At 41.5% G+C, this 23,072-nt stretch carries 23 protein-coding genes and 1 tRNA gene; 14 read left to right on the top strand and 10 right to left on the bottom strand.

Annotated features, from left to right (window positions below; all coding sequences use genetic code 11):
* Position 1 precedes the first annotated feature (1 nt).
* Positions 2-223 (bottom strand): DUF2795 domain-containing protein, encoded by a 222-nt coding sequence (locus P2W82_RS10645; RefSeq protein ID WP_336515861.1) that lies wholly within the window; start codon positions 221-223, stop codon positions 2-4.
* A 168-nt stretch (positions 224-391) separates the two neighbouring features.
* Here P2W82_RS10645 and P2W82_RS10640 point away from each other — a divergent pair, with 168 nt between their 5' ends.
* Entirely contained in the window at positions 392-1,048 is a 657-nt protein-coding gene (locus P2W82_RS10640) for an ABC transporter ATP-binding protein (RefSeq protein ID WP_336515860.1), read from the top strand.
* Between the two features lie 24 nt (positions 1,049-1,072).
* On the opposite strand, the gene P2W82_RS10635 is transcribed toward P2W82_RS10640, so the two are convergent.
* From P2W82_RS10635 to gatC, 3 genes are read right to left on the bottom strand one after another with little or no spacing between them, the layout of a single operon-like run.
* Positions 1,073-1,708 (bottom strand): cob(I)yrinic acid a,c-diamide adenosyltransferase, encoded by a 636-nt coding sequence (locus P2W82_RS10635; RefSeq protein ID WP_336515859.1) that lies wholly within the window; start codon positions 1,706-1,708, stop codon positions 1,073-1,075.
* Between the two features lie 22 nt (positions 1,709-1,730).
* Complete coding sequence (locus P2W82_RS10630) at positions 1,731-2,432, bottom strand: ABC transporter ATP-binding protein (RefSeq protein ID WP_336515858.1); 702 nt, start codon at positions 2,430-2,432, stop codon at positions 1,731-1,733.
* Between the two features lie 44 nt (positions 2,433-2,476).
* Positions 2,477-2,767 (bottom strand): Asp-tRNA(Asn)/Glu-tRNA(Gln) amidotransferase subunit GatC, encoded by a 291-nt coding sequence (gene gatC / locus P2W82_RS10625; protein ID WP_336515857.1) that lies wholly within the window; start codon positions 2,765-2,767, stop codon positions 2,477-2,479.
* Positions 2,768-3,028: 261 nt separating this feature from the next.
* On the opposite strand from gatC, the gene trpS reads away from it, so the two are divergent.
* A complete protein-coding gene (gene trpS / locus P2W82_RS10620) occupies positions 3,029-4,033 on the top strand; it encodes a tryptophan--tRNA ligase (RefSeq protein WP_336515856.1) in 1,005 nt (334 codons plus the stop codon).
* Positions 4,034-4,125: 92 nt separating this feature from the next.
* Entirely contained in the window at positions 4,126-4,761 is a 636-nt protein-coding gene (locus tag P2W82_RS10615) for a deoxynucleoside kinase (RefSeq protein WP_336515855.1), read from the top strand.
* A gap of 96 nt (positions 4,762-4,857) precedes the next feature.
* Here the strand turns inward: P2W82_RS10615 and pckA are convergent, their stop codons facing one another.
* The gene (gene pckA, locus P2W82_RS10610) at positions 4,858-6,465 is read right to left on the bottom strand and encodes a phosphoenolpyruvate carboxykinase (ATP) (RefSeq protein ID WP_336515854.1); all 1,608 of its coding nucleotides are present in this window, start codon (positions 6,463-6,465) and stop codon (positions 4,858-4,860) included.
* Positions 6,466-6,740: 275 nt separating this feature from the next.
* Here pckA and P2W82_RS10605 point away from each other — a divergent pair, with 275 nt between their 5' ends.
* From P2W82_RS10605 to P2W82_RS10585, 5 genes are all read left to right on the top strand, one after another.
* A complete protein-coding gene (locus tag P2W82_RS10605) occupies positions 6,741-8,033 on the top strand; it encodes an aminopeptidase P N-terminal domain-containing protein (RefSeq protein WP_336515853.1) in 1,293 nt (430 codons plus the stop codon).
* A gap of 72 nt (positions 8,034-8,105) precedes the next feature.
* A complete protein-coding gene (locus tag P2W82_RS10600) occupies positions 8,106-8,867 on the top strand; it encodes a CDP-alcohol phosphatidyltransferase family protein (RefSeq protein WP_336515852.1) in 762 nt (253 codons plus the stop codon).
* Positions 8,864-9,112: a phosphoribosylformylglycinamidine synthase subunit PurS gene (purS, locus tag P2W82_RS10595; protein WP_336515851.1), complete on the top strand. Its 249-nt coding sequence runs from the start codon at positions 8,864-8,866 to the stop codon at positions 9,110-9,112. The genes P2W82_RS10600 and purS overlap by 4 nt, the downstream gene beginning before the upstream one ends.
* 27 nt (positions 9,113-9,139) lie before the next feature.
* Positions 9,140-9,853 (top strand): 16S rRNA (cytidine(1402)-2'-O)-methyltransferase, encoded by a 714-nt coding sequence (rsmI, locus tag P2W82_RS10590; RefSeq protein WP_336515850.1) that lies wholly within the window; start codon positions 9,140-9,142, stop codon positions 9,851-9,853.
* A 186-nt stretch (positions 9,854-10,039) separates the two neighbouring features.
* Positions 10,040-11,968, top strand: coding sequence for a M1 family metallopeptidase (locus tag P2W82_RS10585; RefSeq protein ID WP_336515849.1), 1,929 nt, complete (start codon positions 10,040-10,042; stop codon positions 11,966-11,968).
* A gap of 44 nt (positions 11,969-12,012) precedes the next feature.
* Here P2W82_RS10585 and P2W82_RS10580 read toward each other — a convergent pair whose 3' ends face one another.
* The 3 genes from P2W82_RS10580 to P2W82_RS10570 form a co-directional block, all read right to left on the bottom strand.
* Positions 12,013-12,648 carry a response regulator transcription factor gene (locus tag P2W82_RS10580; protein WP_336515848.1) on the bottom strand — a complete coding sequence of 212 codons (636 nt, stop codon included), beginning with the start codon at positions 12,646-12,648 and terminating at the stop codon, positions 12,013-12,015.
* Between the two features lie 194 nt (positions 12,649-12,842).
* Complete coding sequence (gene rsmG / locus P2W82_RS10575; RefSeq protein WP_336515847.1) at positions 12,843-13,490, bottom strand: 16S rRNA (guanine(527)-N(7))-methyltransferase RsmG; 648 nt, start codon at positions 13,488-13,490, stop codon at positions 12,843-12,845.
* Positions 13,460-14,578 carry a glycosyltransferase gene (locus P2W82_RS10570; RefSeq protein ID WP_336515846.1) on the bottom strand — a complete coding sequence of 373 codons (1,119 nt, stop codon included), beginning with the start codon at positions 14,576-14,578 and terminating at the stop codon, positions 13,460-13,462. Before P2W82_RS10570 ends, rsmG begins: the two co-directional genes overlap by 31 nt.
* 256 nt (positions 14,579-14,834) lie before the next feature.
* Between P2W82_RS10570 and tgt the strand changes: the two genes are divergently transcribed.
* Positions 14,835-15,974 (top strand): tRNA guanosine(34) transglycosylase Tgt, encoded by a 1,140-nt coding sequence (gene tgt / locus P2W82_RS10565; protein WP_336515845.1) that lies wholly within the window; start codon positions 14,835-14,837, stop codon positions 15,972-15,974.
* A gap of 204 nt (positions 15,975-16,178) precedes the next feature.
* On the opposite strand, the gene P2W82_RS10560 is transcribed toward tgt, so the two are convergent.
* Positions 16,179-16,970 (bottom strand): carboxylesterase family protein, encoded by a 792-nt coding sequence (locus P2W82_RS10560; protein ID WP_336515844.1) that lies wholly within the window; start codon positions 16,968-16,970, stop codon positions 16,179-16,181.
* Between the two features lie 207 nt (positions 16,971-17,177).
* On the opposite strand from P2W82_RS10560, the gene P2W82_RS10555 reads away from it, so the two are divergent.
* The 5 genes from P2W82_RS10555 (at position 17,178) to P2W82_RS10535 (ending at position 21,605) form a co-directional block, all read left to right on the top strand.
* Positions 17,178-17,250 (top strand) — tRNA-Lys (locus P2W82_RS10555).
* Positions 17,251-17,361: 111 nt separating this feature from the next.
* On the top strand, positions 17,362-17,739 hold the full coding sequence (locus tag P2W82_RS10550) for a hypothetical protein (RefSeq protein ID WP_336515843.1): 378 nt from the start codon (positions 17,362-17,364) through the stop codon (positions 17,737-17,739).
* Positions 17,740-18,589: 850 nt separating this feature from the next.
* Positions 18,590-19,204 carry a hypothetical protein gene (locus P2W82_RS10545; RefSeq protein WP_336515842.1) on the top strand — a complete coding sequence of 205 codons (615 nt, stop codon included), beginning with the start codon at positions 18,590-18,592 and terminating at the stop codon, positions 19,202-19,204.
* Between the two features lie 24 nt (positions 19,205-19,228).
* Entirely contained in the window at positions 19,229-20,038 is an 810-nt protein-coding gene (locus tag P2W82_RS10540; RefSeq protein WP_336515841.1) for a hypothetical protein, read from the top strand.
* A gap of 1,159 nt (positions 20,039-21,197) precedes the next feature.
* A complete protein-coding gene (locus tag P2W82_RS10535) occupies positions 21,198-21,605 on the top strand; it encodes a hypothetical protein (protein WP_336515840.1) in 408 nt (135 codons plus the stop codon).
* On the opposite strand, the gene P2W82_RS10530 is transcribed toward P2W82_RS10535, so the two are convergent.
* Complete coding sequence (locus tag P2W82_RS10530) at positions 21,599-23,059, bottom strand: clostripain-related cysteine peptidase (RefSeq protein ID WP_336515839.1); 1,461 nt, start codon at positions 23,057-23,059, stop codon at positions 21,599-21,601. The genes P2W82_RS10535 and P2W82_RS10530 overlap by 7 nt on opposite strands.
* Positions 23,060-23,072: the final 13 nt, after the last annotated feature.

Below are 23,072 nucleotides of genomic sequence, written 5' to 3'. Positions count from 1 at the left end.
ATCAATATTCGTCTTCGTTAAAGAAGAAGTCTTCCTGGCTTGGATAATCGGGCCAGATATCGTCGATACCTTCATAAATCTCTCCCTCGTCCTCCAATTCCTGCAGGTTTTCAATTACCTCGATAGGCGCTCCGCTACGGATGCCATAGTCGATCAGTTCATCTTTAGTGGCAGGCCAGGGTGCATCTTCAAGGTACGAAGCCAATTCAAGTGTCCAGAACATCTAGATTCTACGTTTAATTTTTCGCAAATGTAATTGTTACAGGGAATTTTCCAAATCCTTTATTCCACACAGAAAATTCAACGGTACCGTTTTGCTATTTATTGCTCCTGTTTTGATCGGGAGTTATACAAAGCTTAATTTTCAACTTTCTTTATAAAAAGTCGCTTCATGCTCGTTGCCAAGGGTGTCACCAAGTTTTATGGAAAATTGCAGGTTTTAAAAGGTGTGGATTTGATGATAAAATCAGGCGAAGTAGTGAGTATAGTTGGCTCTTCCGGTGCGGGGAAATCGACTTTACTGCATATCCTGGGTACGCTTGATCATGCCGATTCAGGAGAAATCCAACTGGGCGGTAGGCGTGTGGATCTTCTGAAAGGGAAGCCGCTCGCTGCTTTTCGCAATCTTCATGCAGGTTTTGTATTCCAGTTTCACCATTTACTTCCCGAATTTACCGCACTGGAGAATGTTTGCATCCCGGGCTGGATCGCTGGTACAAAAAAGAAAGAGGTAGAGGCCCGGGCAAAAGAGCTGTTGGGCTGGCTGGGGTTGAGAGACCGGGAGGAAAATAAACCCTCAGCACTTTCCGGCGGAGAACAGCAAAGAGTGGCCGTTGCACGTGCTTTAATAAACCGGCCCGAAATTGTTTTTGCCGATGAACCCACCGGCAACCTCGATTCGGCCAATGCAAACGAATTACACCATCTTTTTATACGTCTCAGACAGGAATTTGGCCAGACGTTCCTGATCGTGACACATAATGAGGAACTGGCATCCATGAGTGACCGGACACTTCACATGAAAGATGGTAGAATCGCCGACGTTTAACGTTGAACGTAAAACGTATAGCGTTTAACGTGGTTTCCAGGGTAATTCTTCAACGCCGAGTTGATGAGAAATAAACCTGCAGAGGATAAAAAGATAATCGCTCAGCCGGTTCAGATACCTGATCACTATCTCGCTCACTTCTTCGTTTTGTGCATCCAGCCTTACGCAGCAACGTTCTGCCCGACGGCAAATACACCTGGCTACATGCAGGTGAGATACTGCAACATTTCCACCAGGAATGATAAATGACTTCAACGGAGTTATTTGTTCATTCATCGTATCGATGTCTTTCTCCAGGATTACAACATCATCTTCCTTCAAATCCGGCAATTTCATTTTAGGTTCTTTCTCCGGGTCAGTTGCGAGTGAAGAACCGATCGTGAACAATCTGTCCTGTATTCCTTTCAGCATTTCCCTGCTCCGCGAATCGTTTAAATGATCCCTGCAAAGACCCAAATAGGAATTGAGTTCATCAACAGTGCCGTACGCTTCAATGCGCAAATGCGATTTTAGCACCCGTGTGCCGCCGATTAAACCTGTTGTGCCTTTATCTCCTGTTCTTGTATAAATTTTTGTTGCCATAAAATCATTTTCAATATGACAGGCGAGTCCCTTTGGAAATACACCTGAAATAAAAAAGCCCGCATCTAACGGGCTCAATTTAATTGATTAATCGATCGCATTATACCGGTTCAACTTGTTCGTGTTTGCGGTCGCTTTCAAGAACACCATCTCTTAACCTGATAATCCTTTTTGCATACTTCGAAATATCGTCTTCATGGGTAACCAGGACAACAGTATTTCCATCATCATGGATCTTCTGGAAAATAGACATGATTTCATAAGAAGTTTTTGTATCGAGGTTACCTGTAGGCTCGTCCGCGAGAATAATCGATGGATTATTCACCAACGCACGGGCAATGGCTACGCGCTGACATTGTCCACCCGAAAGCTCATTTGGTTTATGATGACTTCTTTCAGTCAGATCAACCTTTTTCAATACTTCATTGGCCATGTCAAGGCGCTGCTTTTTCGGAATGCCTGCGTAAATCAGAGGCAATGCTACATTTTCGAGTGCTGTAAGCCTTGGAAGAAGATTGAACTGCTGGAACACAAATCCGATTTCTTTATTACGGACCTCAGCAAGGTCATTGTCCGCCATTTTACTGACATCATGTCCATTGAGAATATATTTCCCGGAAGTAGGAGAATCAAGACATCCGAGAATATTCATCAACGTACTTTTTCCCGATCCTGAAGGTCCCATCAGCGCTACGTACTCATTACGGTTAATATCCAGGGATATTCCTTTGAGTACCTGCAGCTCCTGCTTCCCCATGAAGTAACTTTTCCTGATCTGTTCCAGATGAATGACTGCAGACATACGTATAATTTTCTTGAACCGGAATTCATTTCCGGCTTCTCATGTTATTTTTTTAGCGCTCTCGGTACAGTGAAAAAATCACCCGCCACGGAAGGTGCATTTTTAAGACCTTCTTCTCTGGGAACCGAACCCCGGACAACATCTTCCCGGAATACATTGATTTCCTGGCTCATATGGATCAAGGGCTCCACGCCTTCGACATCGATTTCTTTGAGTTTATCAACAAATGCAATCAGGTCCTGCAGATCAGCACGGATCGCTGTTTTTTCTTCTTCATTGAAACTCAGCCTGGAAAGCCAGGCCAGTTTTTCCACCATTTCATCAGTTACCTCCATTGAAAAATCGATTATGTACAAAAATAGCAGAATAGTCGGGATTGAGTCTTTTTTTTGATGAAAGGAAGAAGGAGCAAAAGGCGTAAGGCAAAAGGCAAAAGGGAACAGCCGGCCTGAGACAATTTGCAGGCGCTTTCTTAAAACACAATGGCTTCAAGTCAAACAAAAAACACGGAAAAAACACTCTTTTCCTGTTTTTGTTTTCTGTTTCTGTTTCCTGTTTCTGTATTCTGTCTCCTGTATTCTATATTTGCCGTCCTTATGACTTCAAGAAAAGGGATTGTAATGAGTGGTATCCGGCCTACCGGGTATCTGCACCTGGGAAATTATTTCGGGGCGGTTCGTAACTATGTGCGCATGCAGGACGAGTTTGAATGTTATTTTATGGTTGCCGATCTCCATTCCTTGACCACACATCCTGATACATCACAACTGAAAGATAATATCCATCGGGTACTGGCTGAAAATATTGCCTGCGGTCTTGATCCGGATAAAGTGGCGTTGTATTGCCAGAGTCATGTACCTGAAACTGCAGAACTTTATTTATACCTGAACATGCTTTCCTATGTTGGTGAACTGGAGAGAACAACCACGTTTAAGGATAAGGCGAGATCGCAGCCCGATAATGTCAATGCAGGTTTATTAACCTATCCGGTTTTGCAGACTGCTGACATCATTATCCATCGCGCTTCGTATGTGCCTGTAGGTAAGGACCAGGAGCAACACCTCGAAATGTGCAGAAACTTTGCAAATCGTTTCAATCATCGTTTTGGTGAAATTTTTCCTGAACCGGTAGCATTCAATTTTGGCGAGGATCTTGCACGTATTCCGAGTCTTGACGGGAAGGGCAAAATGAGTAAAAGTGAAAATCAGTATGCTACGATATACCTGTCTGACGGAGACGATCTGATCAGGAAAAAGGCGATGAAAGCAGTGACGGATTCCGGTCCTGTTGAGCCCAATTCTCCAAAACCTGAAATCATTGAGAATCTGTTTGGCTTGATGAGGCTGCTGGGAACGCCTGCAAATGTCCAGCACTATGAAGATGCGTGGAACAATTGCACCATCAAATATGGTGAGTTTAAAAAGCAACTGGGAGAGGATCTGGTGAGTTTTGTAAGCCCCATTCGGATCAAGGCAGAAGAGATCCAGGCAGACAAACAATACCTTAAAGATATAATGATAAAGGGAGCTGAGAAAGCTAACCACAGTGCTCAGAAAACAATGAAACTTGTCAGGGAAGCGATGGGATTGAATTATTATTAAAAAAAAGAAATAACTCTTTCCTGATTCCAGAATGAATATGTACATTAAATACTCTGCTCTCAGGTAAGCAAACAGGGAACCTTAAGGACACTATGGCCAAGCTGAAAAAACCAAAACATATTGCGATAGCAGGAAACATTGGTGCGGGTAAAACCACGCTTACTGAAATGCTCAGCAAACACTATCGCTGGATTCCGCAATTTGAAAACGTAGATCAGAATCCCTACCTATTCGATTTTTATGAAGACATGCCACGCTGGAGCTTTAACCTCCAGATTTATTTTTTGAATAACAGGCTGACCCAGTTGCTGGATATCAACAGAGGTACCGAGACAATCATTCAGGACCGGACTATTTATGAAGATGCGCACATTTTCGCGCCGAACCTGCACGAGATGGGCCTGATGAGCAAACGTGATTACGATAACTACTTTGATTTTTTCCAGACGCTGAGGCAGATGATCAAACCACCGGATCTGATGATTTATCTCCAGGCGTCTGTTCCTACACTTGTCGGACAAATTCAGAAACGCGGTCGCGAATACGAGGAAAATATTCGACTGGACTACCTGAAACGCCTAAACGAATATTACAATAAATGGATCGAAGGGTATAAGGAAGGGCCGTTATTGGTGATCAATGTTGATAAAAATAAATTCGCTGAAAACGATGAACACTTTGGGGAGATTATCAGCAGGGTAGACTCAGAGCTTTACGGGTTGTTCTAGGTTTCAACGTAAAACGTTCAACGTTCAACGTTCAACGTAAAAAAGTGGCCCGCTGAAAACAACGGGCCGTTATTAGCAAACAATCGATAAGACCGCTTAAATTCTAGCGGGGGCTGCAGCTTTAATTTCTGATGAAACTCCATCCGCATATTTTTGAAAATTCTCTGTGAAAAGTTTCGCAAGAGATTTTGACTTCTCAGTAAAGTTATTTTTGTCAGACCAGGTATTCGCCGGATTTAATATTTGATCCGGAACACCTTCACAATATTTCGGAATTCTGAAATTGAACACCGGGAAAATTTCACTTTCATCCATATTCAATTTATCTTCTAAAACCGCAGTAATAAGTGCCCTCGTATAAGCAAGTTTTATGCGGCTTCCGGTTCCATAAGGTCCGCCGGTCCATCCTGTATTGATCAGCCACACTTTTGCATTGTGTTCTTTTAATTTTCTTCCCAGCATCTGGGCATAATGTCCGGGATGTAATGGAAGAAAAGGTGCACCAAAACAAGCACTGAATGTAGCTTTGGGTTCGGTTACTCCCGCCTCTGTTCCTGCAACTTTTGCGGTGTATCCGCTGATGAACTGGTACATGGCCTGTTCAGGTGTCAGCTGTGAAACGGGTGGTAAAATGCCGTAAGCATCGCAGGTGAGGAAGAATATGTGTTTGGGATTATTTCCAACTGAAGGGCTCGCGGCATTATCAATAAAATCCAGCGGATAGGAAACCCTTGTGTTTTCAGTGATCGAACCATCATCAAAATTGATGGTATTGGTGCCTTCGAAAAACCTCGTGTTTTCTACCAGAGCACCGGGTTTTACGGCATGGAAAATCTGTGGTTCTTTTTCTTCTGATAGCTGGATGCATTTTGCATAACATCCGCCTTCAAAATTGAATACACCTTCAGCTGTCCACCCATGTTCATCATCGCCGATCAGCATCCTCCTGGGGTCTGCACTAAGCGTCGTTTTTCCTGTTCCACTGAGACCGAAGAAAAGTGCAGTGTTTCCATCGTTGTCTTTGTTTGCAGAACAGTGCATACTCAACACATCCTTTTCCAGGGGAAGAATATAATTCAGGACGGTAAAAATTCCCTTTTTGATTTCTCCCGTATAAGCTGTCCCGGCAATAAGGATCATCCTGTGTTTGAAACTGATGATGGCAGCATTGCCACTCCTTGTTCCGCAAAAGCGTGGGTCCAGTTTGAGACCGGAAGCAGAGATGATCTGCCAGTTCGGGCGGAAGGTCTCCAGGGTTTCTTCGGAAGGTCGTAAAAACATATTATACGCAAAAAGATTCTCCGCAGGCTTTTCGGTGATTACTCTTATGTTCACCCGAAATCTGTCATCCGCACAAGCGTAGCAATCCCTGACCCACATATCCTTTGTCGCGAGGTATTCAGTAATTTCTTCAAAAACCCGGTCGAAGCTGATGGAATCAATCGGCTGGTTGAAATTGTTCCAGTCGACATTATCCCTGGTCAGTTCATCCAGAACAATATACTTGTCTTTGGGAGAACGACCGGTACATTCGCCTGTATTTATAACCAGCGCGCCGGTATCATTATAAACAGCTTCGCCGCGTAAAACGGCGGCAGCAGCAAGTTCCTGCGGACTCAACTGGTAATGTATCCTGTCCGAGTTACGAAGACCGAAATGAAGAATTTTCTCTCTCGGAATCAATGGGTTGGCAGTAATCGTCATGCGCATTTATTTTAAACGATCAACAAAAATAATTATTTGAATAATATCTAAAAATCGCTTGGTTTTCAACTGGAAATTGAAAATTATCTGCTAATTCGATTAATGATAGAATATTACTGCTAAAAACTTACAGGTGTTAGTTTTGAATAAAGTTTAACCGTTTCACTTTGAATTTCTTCGAAAAAAAATATTTTTTCAACATTTTTGGATGATGGTTAAGGGCAGACTTTAAAAAATCCGCGCTTTTTTATCAGTATTTTTATGCTTTTTGAATTATGAAACAGGCAACCGTAAATCCAGGCATTTTCATCGAAAACAGGAGCAGGTTTGTAAAGAAAATGGACAAAAACAGTATTGCCATTTTCAATAGTAACGACGAGTTTCCCACCAATGGCGACGCTCTTTTTCCTTTTAAACAAAATTCGGATCTCTATTGGCTTACAGGTATAACCCAGGAGGATACCATGCTGATCCTTTTCCCCGATAGTCCGGATGTTAAATTCAGGGAAGTGCTGGTATTGGTCAGGCCCAATGAATTGAAAGAAAAATGGGATGGTAAGAGGCTCCGCAGAGAGGAAGCAACAGCCATTTCCGGAATTTCAACGATTGTTTGGCTTGATAGTATCGACGCCGCTTTGCAAACATGGATCCATCTGGCTGATACAATCTATCTGAACAGTAACGAGAACGACAGGAAATCGAATCATGTACCAACGAGGGACTATCGTTACGCAGAAGAATTGCGTAAGAAATATCCGCTTCATCAATTTAAACGTTCAGCCAGGATTCTGAAAAATCTGAGATCAGTCAAAACCGCCGGTGAAATCGACGTGATGAAGGAAGCCATCAGAATCACTGAACTTGCATTTCGCCGGCTGCTCGGTTTTGTCCGTCCTGGTATTTGGGAAAATGAAATAGAAGCAGAAATTTATCATGAATTTATTCGTAACAGATCGGCTGGTCCGGGTTACACCTCAATCATCGCCAGTGGAGATCGTGCGCGGACTCTTCACTATATAGCCAATAACCAGCAATGTTTAAGTGGCGAACTAATCCTGATGGATTTTGGTGCCGAATATGGTGGATACAATGCGGATCTTACCCGTACCATTCCCGTTAACGGCAAATTCAGTAAAAGGCAAAAACAAGTGTATAACGCTTGTCTTCACCTGCACAATTATGCAAAAAGCTTATTAAAACCAGGAATATCGATTGTTGACTATACGGATAAAGTGGGGGAGGAGGCTACGGATCAGTTTATCAAAATTGGTCTTCTGAAAAAATCAGATGTGAAAAATGAAGACGCCGAAAACAGAGCTTACCGTAAATATCTTTATCACGGAATTTCGCATCACCTGGGCATTGATGTTCATGATCTTGGTACGCGTACTGAACCTATTGAAGCAGGAATGGTTTTTACCGTTGAACCGGGCATCTATATTGAGGAAGAGCAAATGGGGATTCGTATTGAAAACAATGTCTGGATTACAAAGAAGGGGAATATCGATCTCATGAATAATATTCCGATTACCGCGGAAGAAATCGAGTCGCTCATGAACAGCCGCTAAAAACGTTTGTTGCCTCAAGTTTTGACTTGCTATATTTGCCCGGCTTTTCAATGCTCAAGCGACCAATAAAATATGAAACAAATCCCTAACCTGTTTACGCTGCTGAATCTGATTGCAGGTTGCCTGGCCATCGTTTTTATATTACAAACCGGGGAAGGCATCATCAATTATAACGGGCAGGATTGGAAGATCTATCTTCCGGAAAAAATATGGTGGGGATCTGTTTGTATTGGTATTGCAGGCATAATTGATTTCCTGGATGGTTTTGTCGCGCGTCTCTTCAAGTCAACATCCGAAATGGGAAAGCAACTCGATTCACTTGCAGATGTAGTGAGTTTTGGTGTTGCTCCGGGAATGATCATGTATCAGTTGCTCAGGATTAGTTTTGCTTCTACGGAAGATGGACTGGATGTGGCAATGTTCAGTTTAATTCCTGCATTCCTGGTTCCTGCAGCTGCAGCATGGAGACTTGCCCGCTTCAATATCAGCGAGCCCAATCTTTCCGGTTTCACCGGCATTCCTGCTCCGGCTGCCGGGCTGCTGATTGCATCTTTCCCGCTGATTCTTCTGTATAACTATTTTAATGTTCAGCAACTGCTACTCAATCGTTGGGTATTATATCTCCTGATTTTTGTAATCAGTTACCTGATGGTTTCGCGCCTTCCGATGATCAGCATGAAATTTTCTGGTGGAGGTGCAAAAGGAAATCTTCCCAAAATCATACTTGTAGTAGTTGCTGTGTTAGCAGCTATAACTTTAAAATGGCTTGCGGTACCGGTGGTATTCCTCGCTTATATTCTTATATCTTTAATTTACAAAAAACAAACTGCATGAATTATAACGTGCATATAGATGTGATGCCGTTGAAAGATCTGCTGGATCCGCAAGGGAAAGCTGTGCTTGGCGGACTGGGTAACCTTGGTATGAAATCAATTGAGGATGTGCGTATCGGCAAACACATTATGCTGCAGGTAGAAGCAGGTTCACCTGAGGAAGCAAAATCAATTGCAGAAGAAGCAAGCAAAAAATTACTCGCCAACCCTGTAATGGAGTATTTTGAAATCCACGTTCAACGTTAAACGTTTAACGTTCAACGTTCAACGTAGATGCTTCATATCATTCCAACACCGATAGGAAATCTGGCAGACTTCACTTTCCGCGCAGTACAATTGTTGCAGGAAGTTGATTTTATTCTTGCAGAAGATACCAGGACTTCTTCCGTTTTGCTGCAGCATTACAATATCAGCAAACCACTTACTCCCTATCACCAGCATAATGAACACAAAGTGTCTGCTCATCTTGTAAAACAATTGCAGGAGGGAAAGAAAATCGCTTTGATTACGGACGCGGGTACCCCTGGAATTTCGGACCCGGCTTATTATCTCGTAAGGGAATGTATTAAAGAAGGTGTGCCAGTCGAATGTTTACCAGGAGCCACAGCATTTGTACCTGCCCTGGTAGTAAGCGGTCTGCCAACAAATCGTTTTTGTTTTGAAGGATTTCTTCCGCTGAAAAAAGGCAGACATACTTTGCTGACCACATTGACAAACGAAGAACGCACGATGATTTTTTATGAATCGCCCATGCGACTGGTCAAAACACTGGCCGGAATGATCGGATATTTTGGTGCTGAAAGGCTATGTTCCGTCAGCCGCGAACTTTCGAAAAAATTTGAAGAAAATAAAAGGGGAACGCTGCAGGAAGTGCATGATTATTTTACTTCGAAAACCGTGAAAGGTGAGATCGTAATTGTTGTTGCGGGGAGGCCGGGAAAGAGTTCCAAAGACCAGTTTCAGGAAGATGACGCGGCTGAGGAATAGCATATGTATAATTTCCGTCAATCGCCGGAAACAACTGTCACTTTCAACTATTAACTATAAACTTCTTGTCTGCTCTACTGTCTACTGACTTCTTAACCGATTTTAACAGCTTTCCCTTTAACAGCCATGGCTAAATCAGTATTTTTGCGGCCTTTATCAGAACAATTTCTATTGAATCCTGCGTATATGAAGAATATTCTTTCTGTATCATTACTGATCGTTTTTGTTTTCCATGTGTCTATTTCTCAGGCACAACCTGATCGTTGGCAGCAGCGTGTGAAATATAAGATGGATGTAAAAATGGATGTTGAAAAAAATCAATTTAAAGGCAAGCAGTCCATTGAATACACCAACAATTCTCCTGATACACTTAAAGTGTTGTTTTATCATTTGTACTGGAATGCATTTCAGCCGGAAAGTATGATGGATGCACGCAGTCGTGAGTTGGGAAAGCGTGTTGTGAATGGAAGAAACGATTGGGATGGTCGTGTACGGGACAGAATATTAAATCTGAAACCTGATGAGGCAGGATATCAGAAAGTGAACGATGTAAAAGTAAATGGTCGTGCTCAAAAAGTTAAGTTGTATGAGACCATCTTAAAAGTGGAACTGGACAAGCCGATTCTACCAAAGTCAAAAGCAGTTCTTGAACTTAGTTTTGAGGCCCAGGTGCCTGTACAGATTCGCAGAAGTGGAAGAGATAATGCTGAAGGCGTAAGATTCAGTATGGCGCAGTGGTATCCGAAACTGGCTGAATATGATTATGAAGGATGGCATCCAACCCCGTATATCGCACGTGAATTTTATGGCGTGTGGGGTGATTTTGATGTAACCATCAATATTGATAAAAATTACACCATTGCGGGGACAGGTTATTTGCAGAATGCACAGGAGATAGGCCATGGTTACGAAGCTGCAGGCACCACCGTTAAAACGCCAGCAGGAAATACACTCAACTGGCATTTTGTTGCACCAAATGTTCATGATTTTGTCTGGGCAGCTGATCCGCAGTACATACACCTCTCAAAAAAGTTCCGCGATGGCTTAACACTGCATGCGTTTTACAAAATTGATCCTGATAAACTGAAAGCTATTTACGATGGTTTTTCACCACGCGTAAAACAGAATATGTCTGCTGATCAATACATTTCCAATTATCGTAGGGAATGGGAAAACGTATTGGAACTGGCCTCAAGAGCTTTACCCTATATCGAAAAAACCTGTGGAAAATATCCTTACCAGCAATATTCGTTTATACAAGGTGGTGATGGCGGTATGGAATACCCGATGGCTACACTCCTGAAAGGTGCTGGTCGTGGAGTTGTAATTCATGAATGGTTACATAGCTGGTACCAGATGATGCTGGGTACAAATGAATCACTTCATTCATGGATGGATGAAGGCTTTACTTCTTTTGCTGAATCGCGTACCATCAATTTCCTGGAGAATTTTAAAGACAGCACTCCACATGAAGGTGCAATGCGTGCCTATATCGCTATTTCAAAAAGCGACTATAATGAACCGTTGACAACCCATGCTGATCAGTATGAAACCAATGCCGGTTATTCTACAAATGCTTATGTAAAAGGTGAAGTATTTCTCGAAACGCTCGCATATATCGTTGGAGATAAAAACCGCGATGCGATCATGCTGAAATATTTTGATACATGGAAGTTCAAACATCCCAATCCAAACGACTTCATTCGTTTGGCCGAAGGTGTTAGTGGTATCCAACTGGATTGGTACAAAGGTTATTTTGTGAATACGATAAAGACGATAGACTATTCGATCGATAGTTTATGGGAAGAAGGCGGTAAGACTAAAATCCGCTTGAGGAATAAGGGTACGATGCCAATGCCCAATGATGTGCAACTTACTTTTAAGGATGGTTCAAAACTGATGGCCTATATCCCTCAATATCTGATGTTCGGAAGTAAACCGCAGGATGATGCTTCTGTAAAAAGAATTGAGTTCGCTCCCTGGAAATGGACAGACAGATTTTACACATTTGAGGTCGACAGGAAACTTCTTGATCTTAAGATTGTAGAAATAGACCCAAGACATCAGACTGCGGATATGGAGAGAAAGGACAACCGGCTTGAATTGAACTGGTAAACTTTACGTTGAACGTTCTACGTTAAACGTAATACGTAGATCGTTTAACGTCCAAAATACCTGTTCACTGCTTCAACCCTGTTATTCACGTGGAGTTTTTCGTAGATATGGTATACGTGTTTGCGGACAGTCTCCTGTGCAATTCCAAGTTTCGCAGCAATTTCTTTGTAAAGCAATCCTTTTGCCAGTAATTCAAGAATTTCGGTTTCCCGATGCGATAAAGTGTCAAGAGAAAGATTACTTGCAGTCTTTGGTGTTTTGCTGAAAGCCGCCACCACTTTCCTTGCTATCTGGCTGCTCATGGGTGAACCACCTTCGTACAATTCACGAATTGCCTCAAGCAATTTTGCGGGTGCGGTTTTTTTCAGAATATAACCGCTGGCTCCTGCGGCCAGTGCTTCAAAAATCTTTTCATCTTCTTCATAAACCGTGCACATCATAAAAAGGATATCCGGATGTCTCGGTTTTACCAGGCCCACACATTCAATGCCACTCATGCCGCCCAGATTGATATCCATCAGAACAACATTCGGATTGCAGGCGGGCAGTCCCGCAACGGCCTCTTCCGCATTAGGAAAGGAGGTCAGCAGTTTGTAACCATCTGCCATCTGGATGATTTGTTCCAATGCAAGACGGATGTCCTTATTATCTTCAACGATACAAACTGAAATGTCGTTCATAATTGTGGATTAATATGCAGTAAAATTCTGCGTTACTGATTAAAATTACTGCTACGATTCAGGCTGATCACGGCAAAGCATACGTGAAAACCGAACCGCGTTTTCTGATGGGATCGAGTTATAAAGCTAGCGAAAAATCATCTTAAAGAGGCATCCTGAAATGGCAAACCAAACCGGGATTTTAATGGATGTGATCAGACAGGAGTGTACAAAATGTATTTCTGTTCAAACTCCGGTTCCGGGAAAATGGATTGAATTTCACGGACATGTGGCCGGAGGCGACTTTCAGCAATTTCCTGGGCAAGATCGCCACCTTTAAGGCATATAAGTCCGTTTTTAAAATCTTTTAATTTTCTCTCGTTGGTAAGCAGCGGCTTAGCCCATTTCCACAACTCTTTTAATGGCGCAACGGCCCTGCTCACTGCAAAATCAAACTTTCTGTCCCTGACATCTTCTGCACGGCAGTGTCTTGTCTCCACATTCTTCAGACCGATTTTTTCGGCAATATCATTAACAACCATAATTTTTTTTCCGATCGAATCGACCAGTAGGAAATTTGTTTGCGGGAAAAATATTGCCAGTGGAATTCCTGGAAAGCCACCTCCTGTTCCGATGTCTATTATATTTACGCCTGGTGTAAAATCAAACCAGGCTGCGATGGCGAGCGAATGCAGGACATGCTTTTCGTAAAGAGAGTCAATATCTTTTCTTGAAATCACATTGATCCTTTCATTCCACTCTTTATACAATGGCTGCAGCTGAGAAAGCTGATCGGTCTGAGCCGGTGAAAACTCAGAGAAGTATTTAAATATTATTTCCAGGTTTTTTTGGGTTTCTTCCATACTGCTGACATAAAGATGAGATAATAAAAGAACATCCAGATATCCAGCAGCCAATACCAGGGGAACAGATTTTTTTCATCCAGTTTAACCATGGCTTTGTACCAAACGACGCCCTGAATAATCAGACGTAATAAGTATATTCCCAGCGCGAGCGGCCACCAAAAGAAAATCGCTGACAAAGCGAAAAGCGGGTAGAATAAAAAATAGGTCAGCGCATAAATTCCGAGCAGGTACCGGTGTTTCGGCTTATAGAATTTTCCTGTTGTATAGTGACGGTATTTCTGTGCCACCCATCCCTGCCAGGTTTCCTGCGGTGCGGATAGTGTAAATGAATCTTTGTCCAGCACAACAGCGGTGTTAGTTTTTGTAGCAACAGCATTTATGAAAAGATCATCATCTCCACCGGGAACATGGTTATGTGCAGCGAATCCTTTATTCTGAAAGAAAACTTTTTTTCGATAAGAAAGATTTCTACCCACGCCCATATATGGCATACCTGCAAGCGCATAGGAGAAATATTGCAACGCTGTGTGAAATGTGTCGAATCGTATGAGCGCATTGAGTAATCCTTTCTTTTTTTCGTAAGCGCCATGGCCGAGTACTATTTCAATACCATCGTCATAAGCGTCCTGCATTCTCTGAATCCAGTGCTCCGTAGCAGGCACACAGTCTGCATCTGTCAGTAAAAGGATTTCGTATTTAGCAGTTTTGATTCCTACTGAAAGAGGAAACTTTTTACCGGGGATCAGTTTTGCTTCCTGTTTCAACTCTACAACATGCAATTGCCGGAACTGTTTATGCATACCTTCCAGGAGATATTTTGTTTCGTCCTGGGAGTTGTCGTTTACAACAATCACTTCATGTGTACTGCGATAGTCCTGGACGAGGATGCCCGGTAAGTTGCGGGAAAGATTATGGGCTTCATCGCGGGCACAGACAACTACGCTCACTGCATTTTCTCTGAATTGAGTACGTTCCGGATTTTTATAAACGCCAACCCGACGGAAAAGGGCCAGGTAAAAAATGATTTGAATAAGTGTAACTACGCAGAATACTATGAAGACAATTTCCCACAAGCTGATAGACATGTGCGCGAAGATAGATTATGGGCGAATGAAGTGTGGAAGTGGAGATTTCACAATATGTGGAAAAGGCAACAGGCAGCGGGCGGCAGATCTCCGCTTTTGGTATAATAAGATGTAGAATCATTTTTATTATTCAAAACAATTGTTGCCGGTTATCTTATCCTTTCCAAACCAAGGTATGGCTGTTGGCTACCGGCGTTCGGCTCAGGTCTACTGCCTTGGACTTCTTCTGAACAACAGTTGCGTTATCTTGCGCCTTATGAGCCAGTTTTCCTTTCGACTCGAACAGACAGAACAACAGAATGCAGCAAGGGCGGGGGTATTGACTACTCCGCATGGCGATATTCAGACACCGATTTTCATGCCGGTGGGTACTGGCGGAACAGTAAAAGCAGTGACGCAGCGGCAGCTGGCTACGGAAGTGGAAGCAGAAATCATACTTGGAAATACCTATCATCTCTATTTACGACCGGGCCTTGAAGTGTTGGAAGCAGCGGGAGGATTACATAAGTTCAATCACTGGGATCGGCCAATTTTGACCGATAGCGGTGGGTACCAGGTTTTTTCACTCGCTGCGAGTCGAAAAATTTCTGAAGAAGGAGTCGTATTCCAAAGTCATATAGATGGGTCACGGCATCTTTTTACTCCGGAATCCGTGATGGATATCCAACGTACGATCGGTGCGGATATCATTATGGCGTTTGATGAATGTCCGCCATATCCTTCCGAATACAGGTATGTGAAGGATTCGATGGAACTGACTCATCGTTGGCTTGACAGGTGCATCAACCGACTGGATAAAGCTGGTGCGAAATACGGGTATGAGCAAACGCTTTTTCCGATCGTGCAAGGTGGCACGTTTGCAGATCTGAGAAAAGCATCCTGTGAATATATCAGTTCAAAGGATGCAGTGGGAAATGCGATCGGTGGACTTAGCGTCGGAGAACCTGTTGACATGATTTATGAATTCTGTGCGTTGAGTTGCGAACATCTGCCTGTAAACAAACCGCGATACCTGATGGGGGTGGGTACACCATGGGATCTGCTCGAATGTATCTCATTGGGTATAGATATGTTTGACTGCGTCATGCCCACACGGAACGGGCGTAACGCAATGTTGTTTACTACTGAAGGTGTAATTAATATCGACAATAAAAAATGGGAATTTGACTTTTCTCCTTTGGATACTGGCATTCCCTGCGAAACCAGTAACTACTATTCAAAATCTTATTTGCGTCACCTGATAAAATCCAAAGAAATTCTTGGTCTTACCATTGCGAGCATACATAATCTCGCTTTTTATTTGTGGCTGGTTAAAACAGCGAGAGAACATATCGTTTCGGGCGACTTTGTGTCCTGGAAGAAGGAGATGATACCTCGCATTTCAAGACGGGTATGAAGTCAAACGTTAAATGTATAACGTAATAGTTTGATGTTTTGGAAGTCCGATAAAATGAAAAATTTTATTTGGATGTAAGTATAATTTGATGAAGTTTATTTTGCTATTGAAAACTCATTGCGCTGGCAGAACCATATAAAACAAGCAGAAACTATAAGTTCTGATTACCGCAAGAGCCAATGTTTTATGTTCAACGTTCTGCGTTTAACGTGTGGGTTTCTTCTTCGAAAAAATCCACTCCATCAGCCCGGGCTCTGCAAATGCATTTTTCCAGCTTTCGTGTTGCACTCCCGGATATTCGGTGTATTTAATTTCTGCAGTAGTTTTTTGTAATGCGCGAACCATTCGACGGGATTGGGTTACAGGCACAATGGGATCTGCATCACCGTGAAAAATCCAGATAGGTAATTTTTTCGCGTAGGAATGAACTTTTGCCGGAACTCCACCTCCGCAGATAGGGAAGGCTGCAGCAAAAAGATCCGGGCGACGCCAGAGAAATTCAAATGTTCCAAATCCTCCCATCGATAATCCTCCGAGATAGACACGGTTCTGATCGACACCCGGTTTTGCAACCAGGCTATCGATAAAGCGAATTACCAATGCCGCAGTTTTCGGTTGTGCGGCAGCGGTATCAAACTCAAAGCCACCTAATGTATCTTTTATCTGTCCGCGTTTCACGCTCGACCAGGCTTCATTTTCCGGACACTGCGGAAACACAACGATCGCCGGATATTTTGCCCTGTTCACTGAATCGAGGAATAAATCTGCTCCCCAGGTTAATTGTTTTTCGTTATCAGTTCCGCGTTCACCAGCTCCATGAAGGAAAACCACCAGGGGAAACTTTTTTGTCGTGCTGAAGTTCTGTGGTGTAAGTATCCGGCATCGGAGCGTATCATCTCCTTCAATGAAAAGTTGTTCCTCAAATAATGAGCTCACCTGGGCATTGCTCTGAAGAAACCACATCAATAGCGGGGCGAATACCAGAACTTTCCTCATTGGGTGTTGTGTTAAACTGATTACGAAAATAATACAAGTCTTATTATATATTTTCATCGATTGATTTCCCGGATTGTGCAGGCAATTCTTTTGATTCTAAAATTGTACCATGGAGACCATTTATTTTGGATTTTAATGGAACATTTCAAACATTTTTTTGCCTGATAGGGAGACTGCCGGAAAATGTATAATTTCACACCCCCAATTGACTCCGTAGCTCAGCTGGTAGAGCTACTGACTCTTAATCAGTAGGTCCAGGGTTCGAGTCCCTGCGGGGTCACTCCAGGCAAGGGTTTCAGGCGAAACCCTTTTTTCATTTACCGACTTTTGCAAGTATTTTGCAAATTAACAAGCAACCTTAATTTGGGAAAAGAATATTTAGGATCCAGATTTGAAAGATCTTGCCAATAGGTTACAAGCGAAACAGGAAAAATATGTTTATTATATTACCGCTCTTAGCGTTGCTGCAATAGCTTTTACAATCGTAAGAACTGAAAAGATGGCCATTGGGGTAATTCAAATTCCTTTAGCCATAACAGTCGTGTCGTGGAGCATAAGCATTGTTTTAGGCCTCAGATATTTAGCGTTTCAAATGTCAACTTTGCATACGAACGCGGGGATAATAAAAATAAGAACAGGGGAAGGGCCAGATACCGGGAGAGATTCTGTTAAAATTAAAATTGGTTTGAATACAATGACCAAAATGTTTGAAAAACAGGGGGATCAAGCGAATGATCATTTATCTGGCAAGGTAGGCAATTCTATTTAGGAATGATTTCATACTTAATTCGGCATATTTACAGATGAGTTACAATAAGGTGCCTATCTAATCCGCTCCACAAACACGTCCACGTATCCGCAGAACTCATGATATTCTCCATCGACTTTCTTTGCCAATCCAGGATTTTCATGTACTGCGTGAAGAAATTAAAACCTGATCATTTTTATTCTATAATGAACCCAGTTAGCATTTTTTCTATCATTCCAATAGTCACTCCAACCTTCAATGAGCCATCGGTATTTGGTCGATGCATCCATTTTATTAATGCACGGTGATCAGTTGTAGAGTAAAGATTTTTGTATTCAGCAGCATCCGGGACATTAAACAACACGTTCAGCGCCCCCCATAGCGCGAATGTGTGAATGGCGCTATTTTTTTAAAAGATGCACGAAAGAAAAGTTTGTCTTAATAGTGTATGGTAATAATCTAACAGGAATGTATGAAGTCTCGGGGTCTGTTATCAATTTTTCAGATTGTGATGCTTGTACCGGATCACTGTTTGCAAAAATGATAAAGGAAGAATTATTTTGTCCAAAGCTGAAAGTCCCATTGCAACAATCAGTCAATAACCACCCTGCCGTAGGCCGCCTTTTAAATTAATATTGGAGGCAGGTCGGAAGCAAATCGCAGGAAGAATTTGTCAAATGACAAACAAAAAATAAACCTGATACAAGACACACGGTTTATTGATTTACAAATAACATTCAACAGTAAGTTTTAGACGAAGGTTTCGAATCTGTAGTACTTCAATAGAATGGGAGTGAATACATGTTTGCTTCGCGGGCAATGAGGAAAACACGCCTGGAAAGAACGTGAAAAAACGGTTTTACAACCTGATTTGTTTTTTTTACTTTATCAACCTTATTTAAAGATTAAGCACTACTCCAAAATAGGAAAACTCCGATTTATGATAAGACATATCCTTTTTCTAATGGTTGGGTTCCCGTTATTGGCAGATGCACAAGACTCAACTCGAGCCTACAGAATTGATTTTGACGCGTACAGGGTTAACAATGGTGCTGTCGTTGTCGGCGACAACCGGTCTATGTTTAAAAAACTGCTGAATCAACAATTCAGTAATTTGATTACCGGCCAAACGAAGAACAGCATTGGTAATTTCGCTTCGTTGGATCTGACGGACGGAAAGGTGGACTTTGCCGGAAATATCATATCGAATAAGGGTTCAGTTTTTACGGCTAAAGCCAGCGGGGCCGTATCTGACGGTATATTTTCCCTATTCAATAATTCAACGCTTAATACGCAATTCAGCCTGGATCTGCAGTATAATTTTATGACTTTGTCCAAACAGCGATTGGAGTATGATGCAGATTCAGCAGATATTTATAACCAACAAATCGATAAAATTAAGTTTGATTTCGAGGAGAAATTTATTGCGTTTTCCCGTCGTCGGGAATTTGTTCAGCTAAACATGACGCTAGAAACGCAAACCTAAAAACAAGACTCTCTGACTTTACTATTGCAGGCCGCAACAGATGATACAAGGATCGCTGAATTGACATATCTGGTAGAAAAAGCAAGTCATTTATGTGATTCAATTCATGCAGCTATTCAAAATTATCCCTATTACAAAACACAGCTTAGAAATCTAAAGAATAAGACACTTAAGCAACTCGAGAGTCTTTCCTTCCAATCAGGTATTGAGGGATTTGGCTTTGGCTGGTTTTCTATTGGATATAAAGTCAACAGAAATGCATTTAAATTATTCTACCCAGCCCAGCTGGTTGACCAACAAATAGCTGACACTTCCTTTGTGACACATGAACTTAAGTTGCAATGGTCCTATTATCGATGGCGACCTGTAAATTTCCAGTCCTTTTTTGCAGATTGTGGAATAGCATTCGGTTACAGTGACAACTTTACAAAATTGAAAAAGGAGGAAATTTCAGAGACAACTGAATTTGGGACAAGTCCCGGCAATCGGAAAACCACAAAAAACTATACTGCTTACAAGGGAGAATATCTCCAGGATCTGAAAAAAGTGACTTTATACGGTGATATTTTTTGGTTTTTATTTCAGAATAATATAGCTGCTTTTCATGTCAATCCGGAATGGATTATACAATCCAAACAAAAGCCGATAGTTAATACTTATTTGGGATTTCTTTTCGCAATTAAAGATTCTAAGAAAGAAAGTTCGGTCGTGAATGCGGAGCTGTACTACAAGTTCCTCGATTTTTTTAAAACGACAGAAACTGAATACGATTTGTTCGAAAGAAACAATATTGGCATTCGTTTCTCATTCCCCATTCAATTCAAATACAAATAATAAACGATGTCAAAACAGTTATTAAAAAATGGTTCGTTTTCGGATCGTATCTATCATCAGGCGATTTGTACTAAATGCTCTTACGCCGGAACCCGCAGGGATACAAAGATCGAGGCGGAGGATGATGCCGACGAACACATGGGAAAGCCTGGAAATCTAAATCACATTGTGAAAATTGTCACAGTAGAATTAATAGTGAAAGATTTTGCCAAGAAAAGGCATAAAAGACTAGCGAGCGGCAGGAACGAGTAATTTTGTCCCACTAATTCCTGAGAGCAAAGGATTTTTTAACAATTTTAGGTGAACAGCGTTTCACGGCGATAGTTGCTGATCCACCCTGGCAGTTTGAAACAGAACTGGCAAGTTGCCCCAAGAACATCGGAGACTGTGCCGTTATCCCACTTTGGATCGTCAAGCAATAAAAGATATACCAGTGCAAATTGCCGCTAATGAAACAGCACATCTTTATTTGTGGGTGCCAAACGCTTTTTTGCCCGAAAGATTAGAAATAATGAAAGCGCGGGGTCTAATTATAAGAGTAACATTATTTTGTATAAAATTAAAAAGGATGGTGGGCCAGATGGCCGAGGTGTCTGATTTTATTTTACAATGTTACGGAGGTTTTACTATTTGGTGTACGTGGAAAAAAGGCTCGGACACTAGCACCAGGGCGTTCGCAAGTCAATATTATCGCAACAAGAAAACGTGAACATAGCAGAAAGCATGATTAGCAGTATAAACTTTCTGAATCATGTAGTCCTGGGCCCTACCTTGAGCCGTTTTCAAGGGGAAGTAAAGAGGGCTAGGCGGTTTGGGCAATCAAGCTGAAACTTATGAAATCGATTGGCAAATATATTGCAACGATTCACAAGCCGAGAGTCAAATTACAATTAAGCCAGAGGTGACTTGTCGTGTTGATGACGAAGTAAAATCGAAGTTGAGACAAAAAACTAAATATTCTCCAAAAGTAATTAATAAATATGGGTGAAAAAGCAGGGTAAAAAGGGTGATTTCACTTTTTATGAATGATTGAAAAGCATTTATTTCGATTCAGAAAATACAGCTAGTGTCTTTAATCTAAATAAAATTGAAACGACTAATCAATGCACTGGTGAGTAGTTTTCTCGAATTATTCTGATGACATTTAAAAATTACCTTTATGCCAGACGCTTTCACCGGACTATTTATCAAAATTTTAAAGTCAACTACAGCTTCAGAATTCCCTTACAAATCGTTTCTAATAGATTCGAAAAAAATTGTGGCGAGTAAAGCTGGTGACTCTATAATTTTAAACTTTACAGTTGAAATTCAAACCGATGATGAAAATGCTAGCTTGCAGGAAACACCTTTAGAAATAGATAAAATTGATGAAAAATGTAAAGATGAAAAAAATCCGTATGCCTTTCTTAAATTTGAGCACGGAACAAATGACATAAAAATTGAAGGTTTTCGAATGAACCTTGGCTGGAGAAGATTTGCAGGCACATCGTTCGCGAAAGTAAATCTCACGTTTGAAGGCCCCGGCGGCAAAGTGAACGCCTCTGGCTTTCCGGATAGCAGTCAATAACTTGAAATAAATCTTTTTGAGAAAGCTCTGATATAGTCATCCCATTTCAACTTTTTCTCTCTTGATATGGTATCTCTTGACCTTTCAGAGTAAAAGCGATCATAAATGAATTTCTGATTGTCATATCTGGCGGGAGCTGGATGAAAAATTGATAAAAATTCGGGCTTTTCAAAAGTTATCGGAACTAAAATTGGCCAGTCAGCTGTGGATTGAGGATAAGCGGCAATGCAACACTTTATTTTGATTTTATTAATTTCTGAGATGACTTTTTTTATTTCGTTGTTCAAGCTATTGCTTGAATAAAAAAGGAGATTATTAGTAAAGTGAAAAATATCGATAAATCCGATTGCGTTATTCCCGGGCATCATGTCCATGCTTTTCTCTCTAGCGTCGATAATAATGCCTACATTTTCAGTATTGTTAATTATAATCTCAGATAACAATTCAGCAAGTTTATTAATCTCTATAAGTAAATCGTCATAATAGTACAGATCGTTTGCTGAAAGTGAGGCAATTTCTAAAACTTCTCTGTCAAATTTTGTGTCTGCTGCTTTTGCCCAAATTAAATATTCTTCATCGTACTTGCTCGGGAAATTTTTTATAATGTTCAATACGTGATCGCGGTCATCGAGGGCGTCATCCTTAAGCGAACAGAAAAATGACCAATAATCAAACCCAAATAACGGAATTAAGCTTTGCGCCGCAACCATGTATTTTGCTACCTTTCTAAGCGAATATCCAGGCTCAAACATTTGACATAAGCAGTTTGAGGCGATAAAAATATTTACCTTTTGATTTAGAATTTTCAACCATTCTGCCAGGTCACCCGCACTGATTATACCCGTGGATTGGACGAACTCACTTGCAAAATCCCGCAGATGGCTGCTTTTGAGAATCAGCGCATTCAAAGCAGGTGTTGGGGTAATTTTTTTTATCGAAAAGTTGGCATTAATGAATTGTGATACTGTGGCTTCGGCAATGATTTGATCTTGATATTCACGCAATAATTCCATCGTTTTCAGCTTGCCTGCGATCTGAAACACCTCGTTAGGTTTCCAAAGGTTTAAATCTGTTGGAGGAATGATTTTTTCCGGAAGGTACCCTAATCCAGCGCCATGCCCCCAGGTCATAAACACAAGCTTATCGGCATTAACGGGCAAAACTATGTCACTGAAAAACGATTTTATATCATCTCCATCATAAAAGTTTGAGTCTTTCCAATCCTCAGAAGATTCGTTAGGATTTCCATATTCAAAATCTTCAATTTTAATTGCTCCATTTTTAAATGTTGAATGAGGAACCCGATATGTAAGTATTAAAAAGCGAACAGATTCTAAAGTCTGCAGACTCTCTTTAACTTCATCAATAAGTTCCTTATATTCAGGATCCCAGTCTTTGCTGTACTGCGCTATGATGACTACTTTCCATTTGTAGGTTTTTTTGGTGTTACTCATGTGTAGCAAAATT

Origin of the sequence: Pollutibacter soli (assembly GCA_029269725.1) — a bacterium.
GTDB lineage: Bacteria > Bacteroidota > Bacteroidia > Chitinophagales > Chitinophagaceae > Pollutibacter > Pollutibacter soli.
The sequence above is the reverse complement of the archived record's forward strand: the minus strand, read 5'-3'. Positions and strand labels throughout refer to the sequence as shown.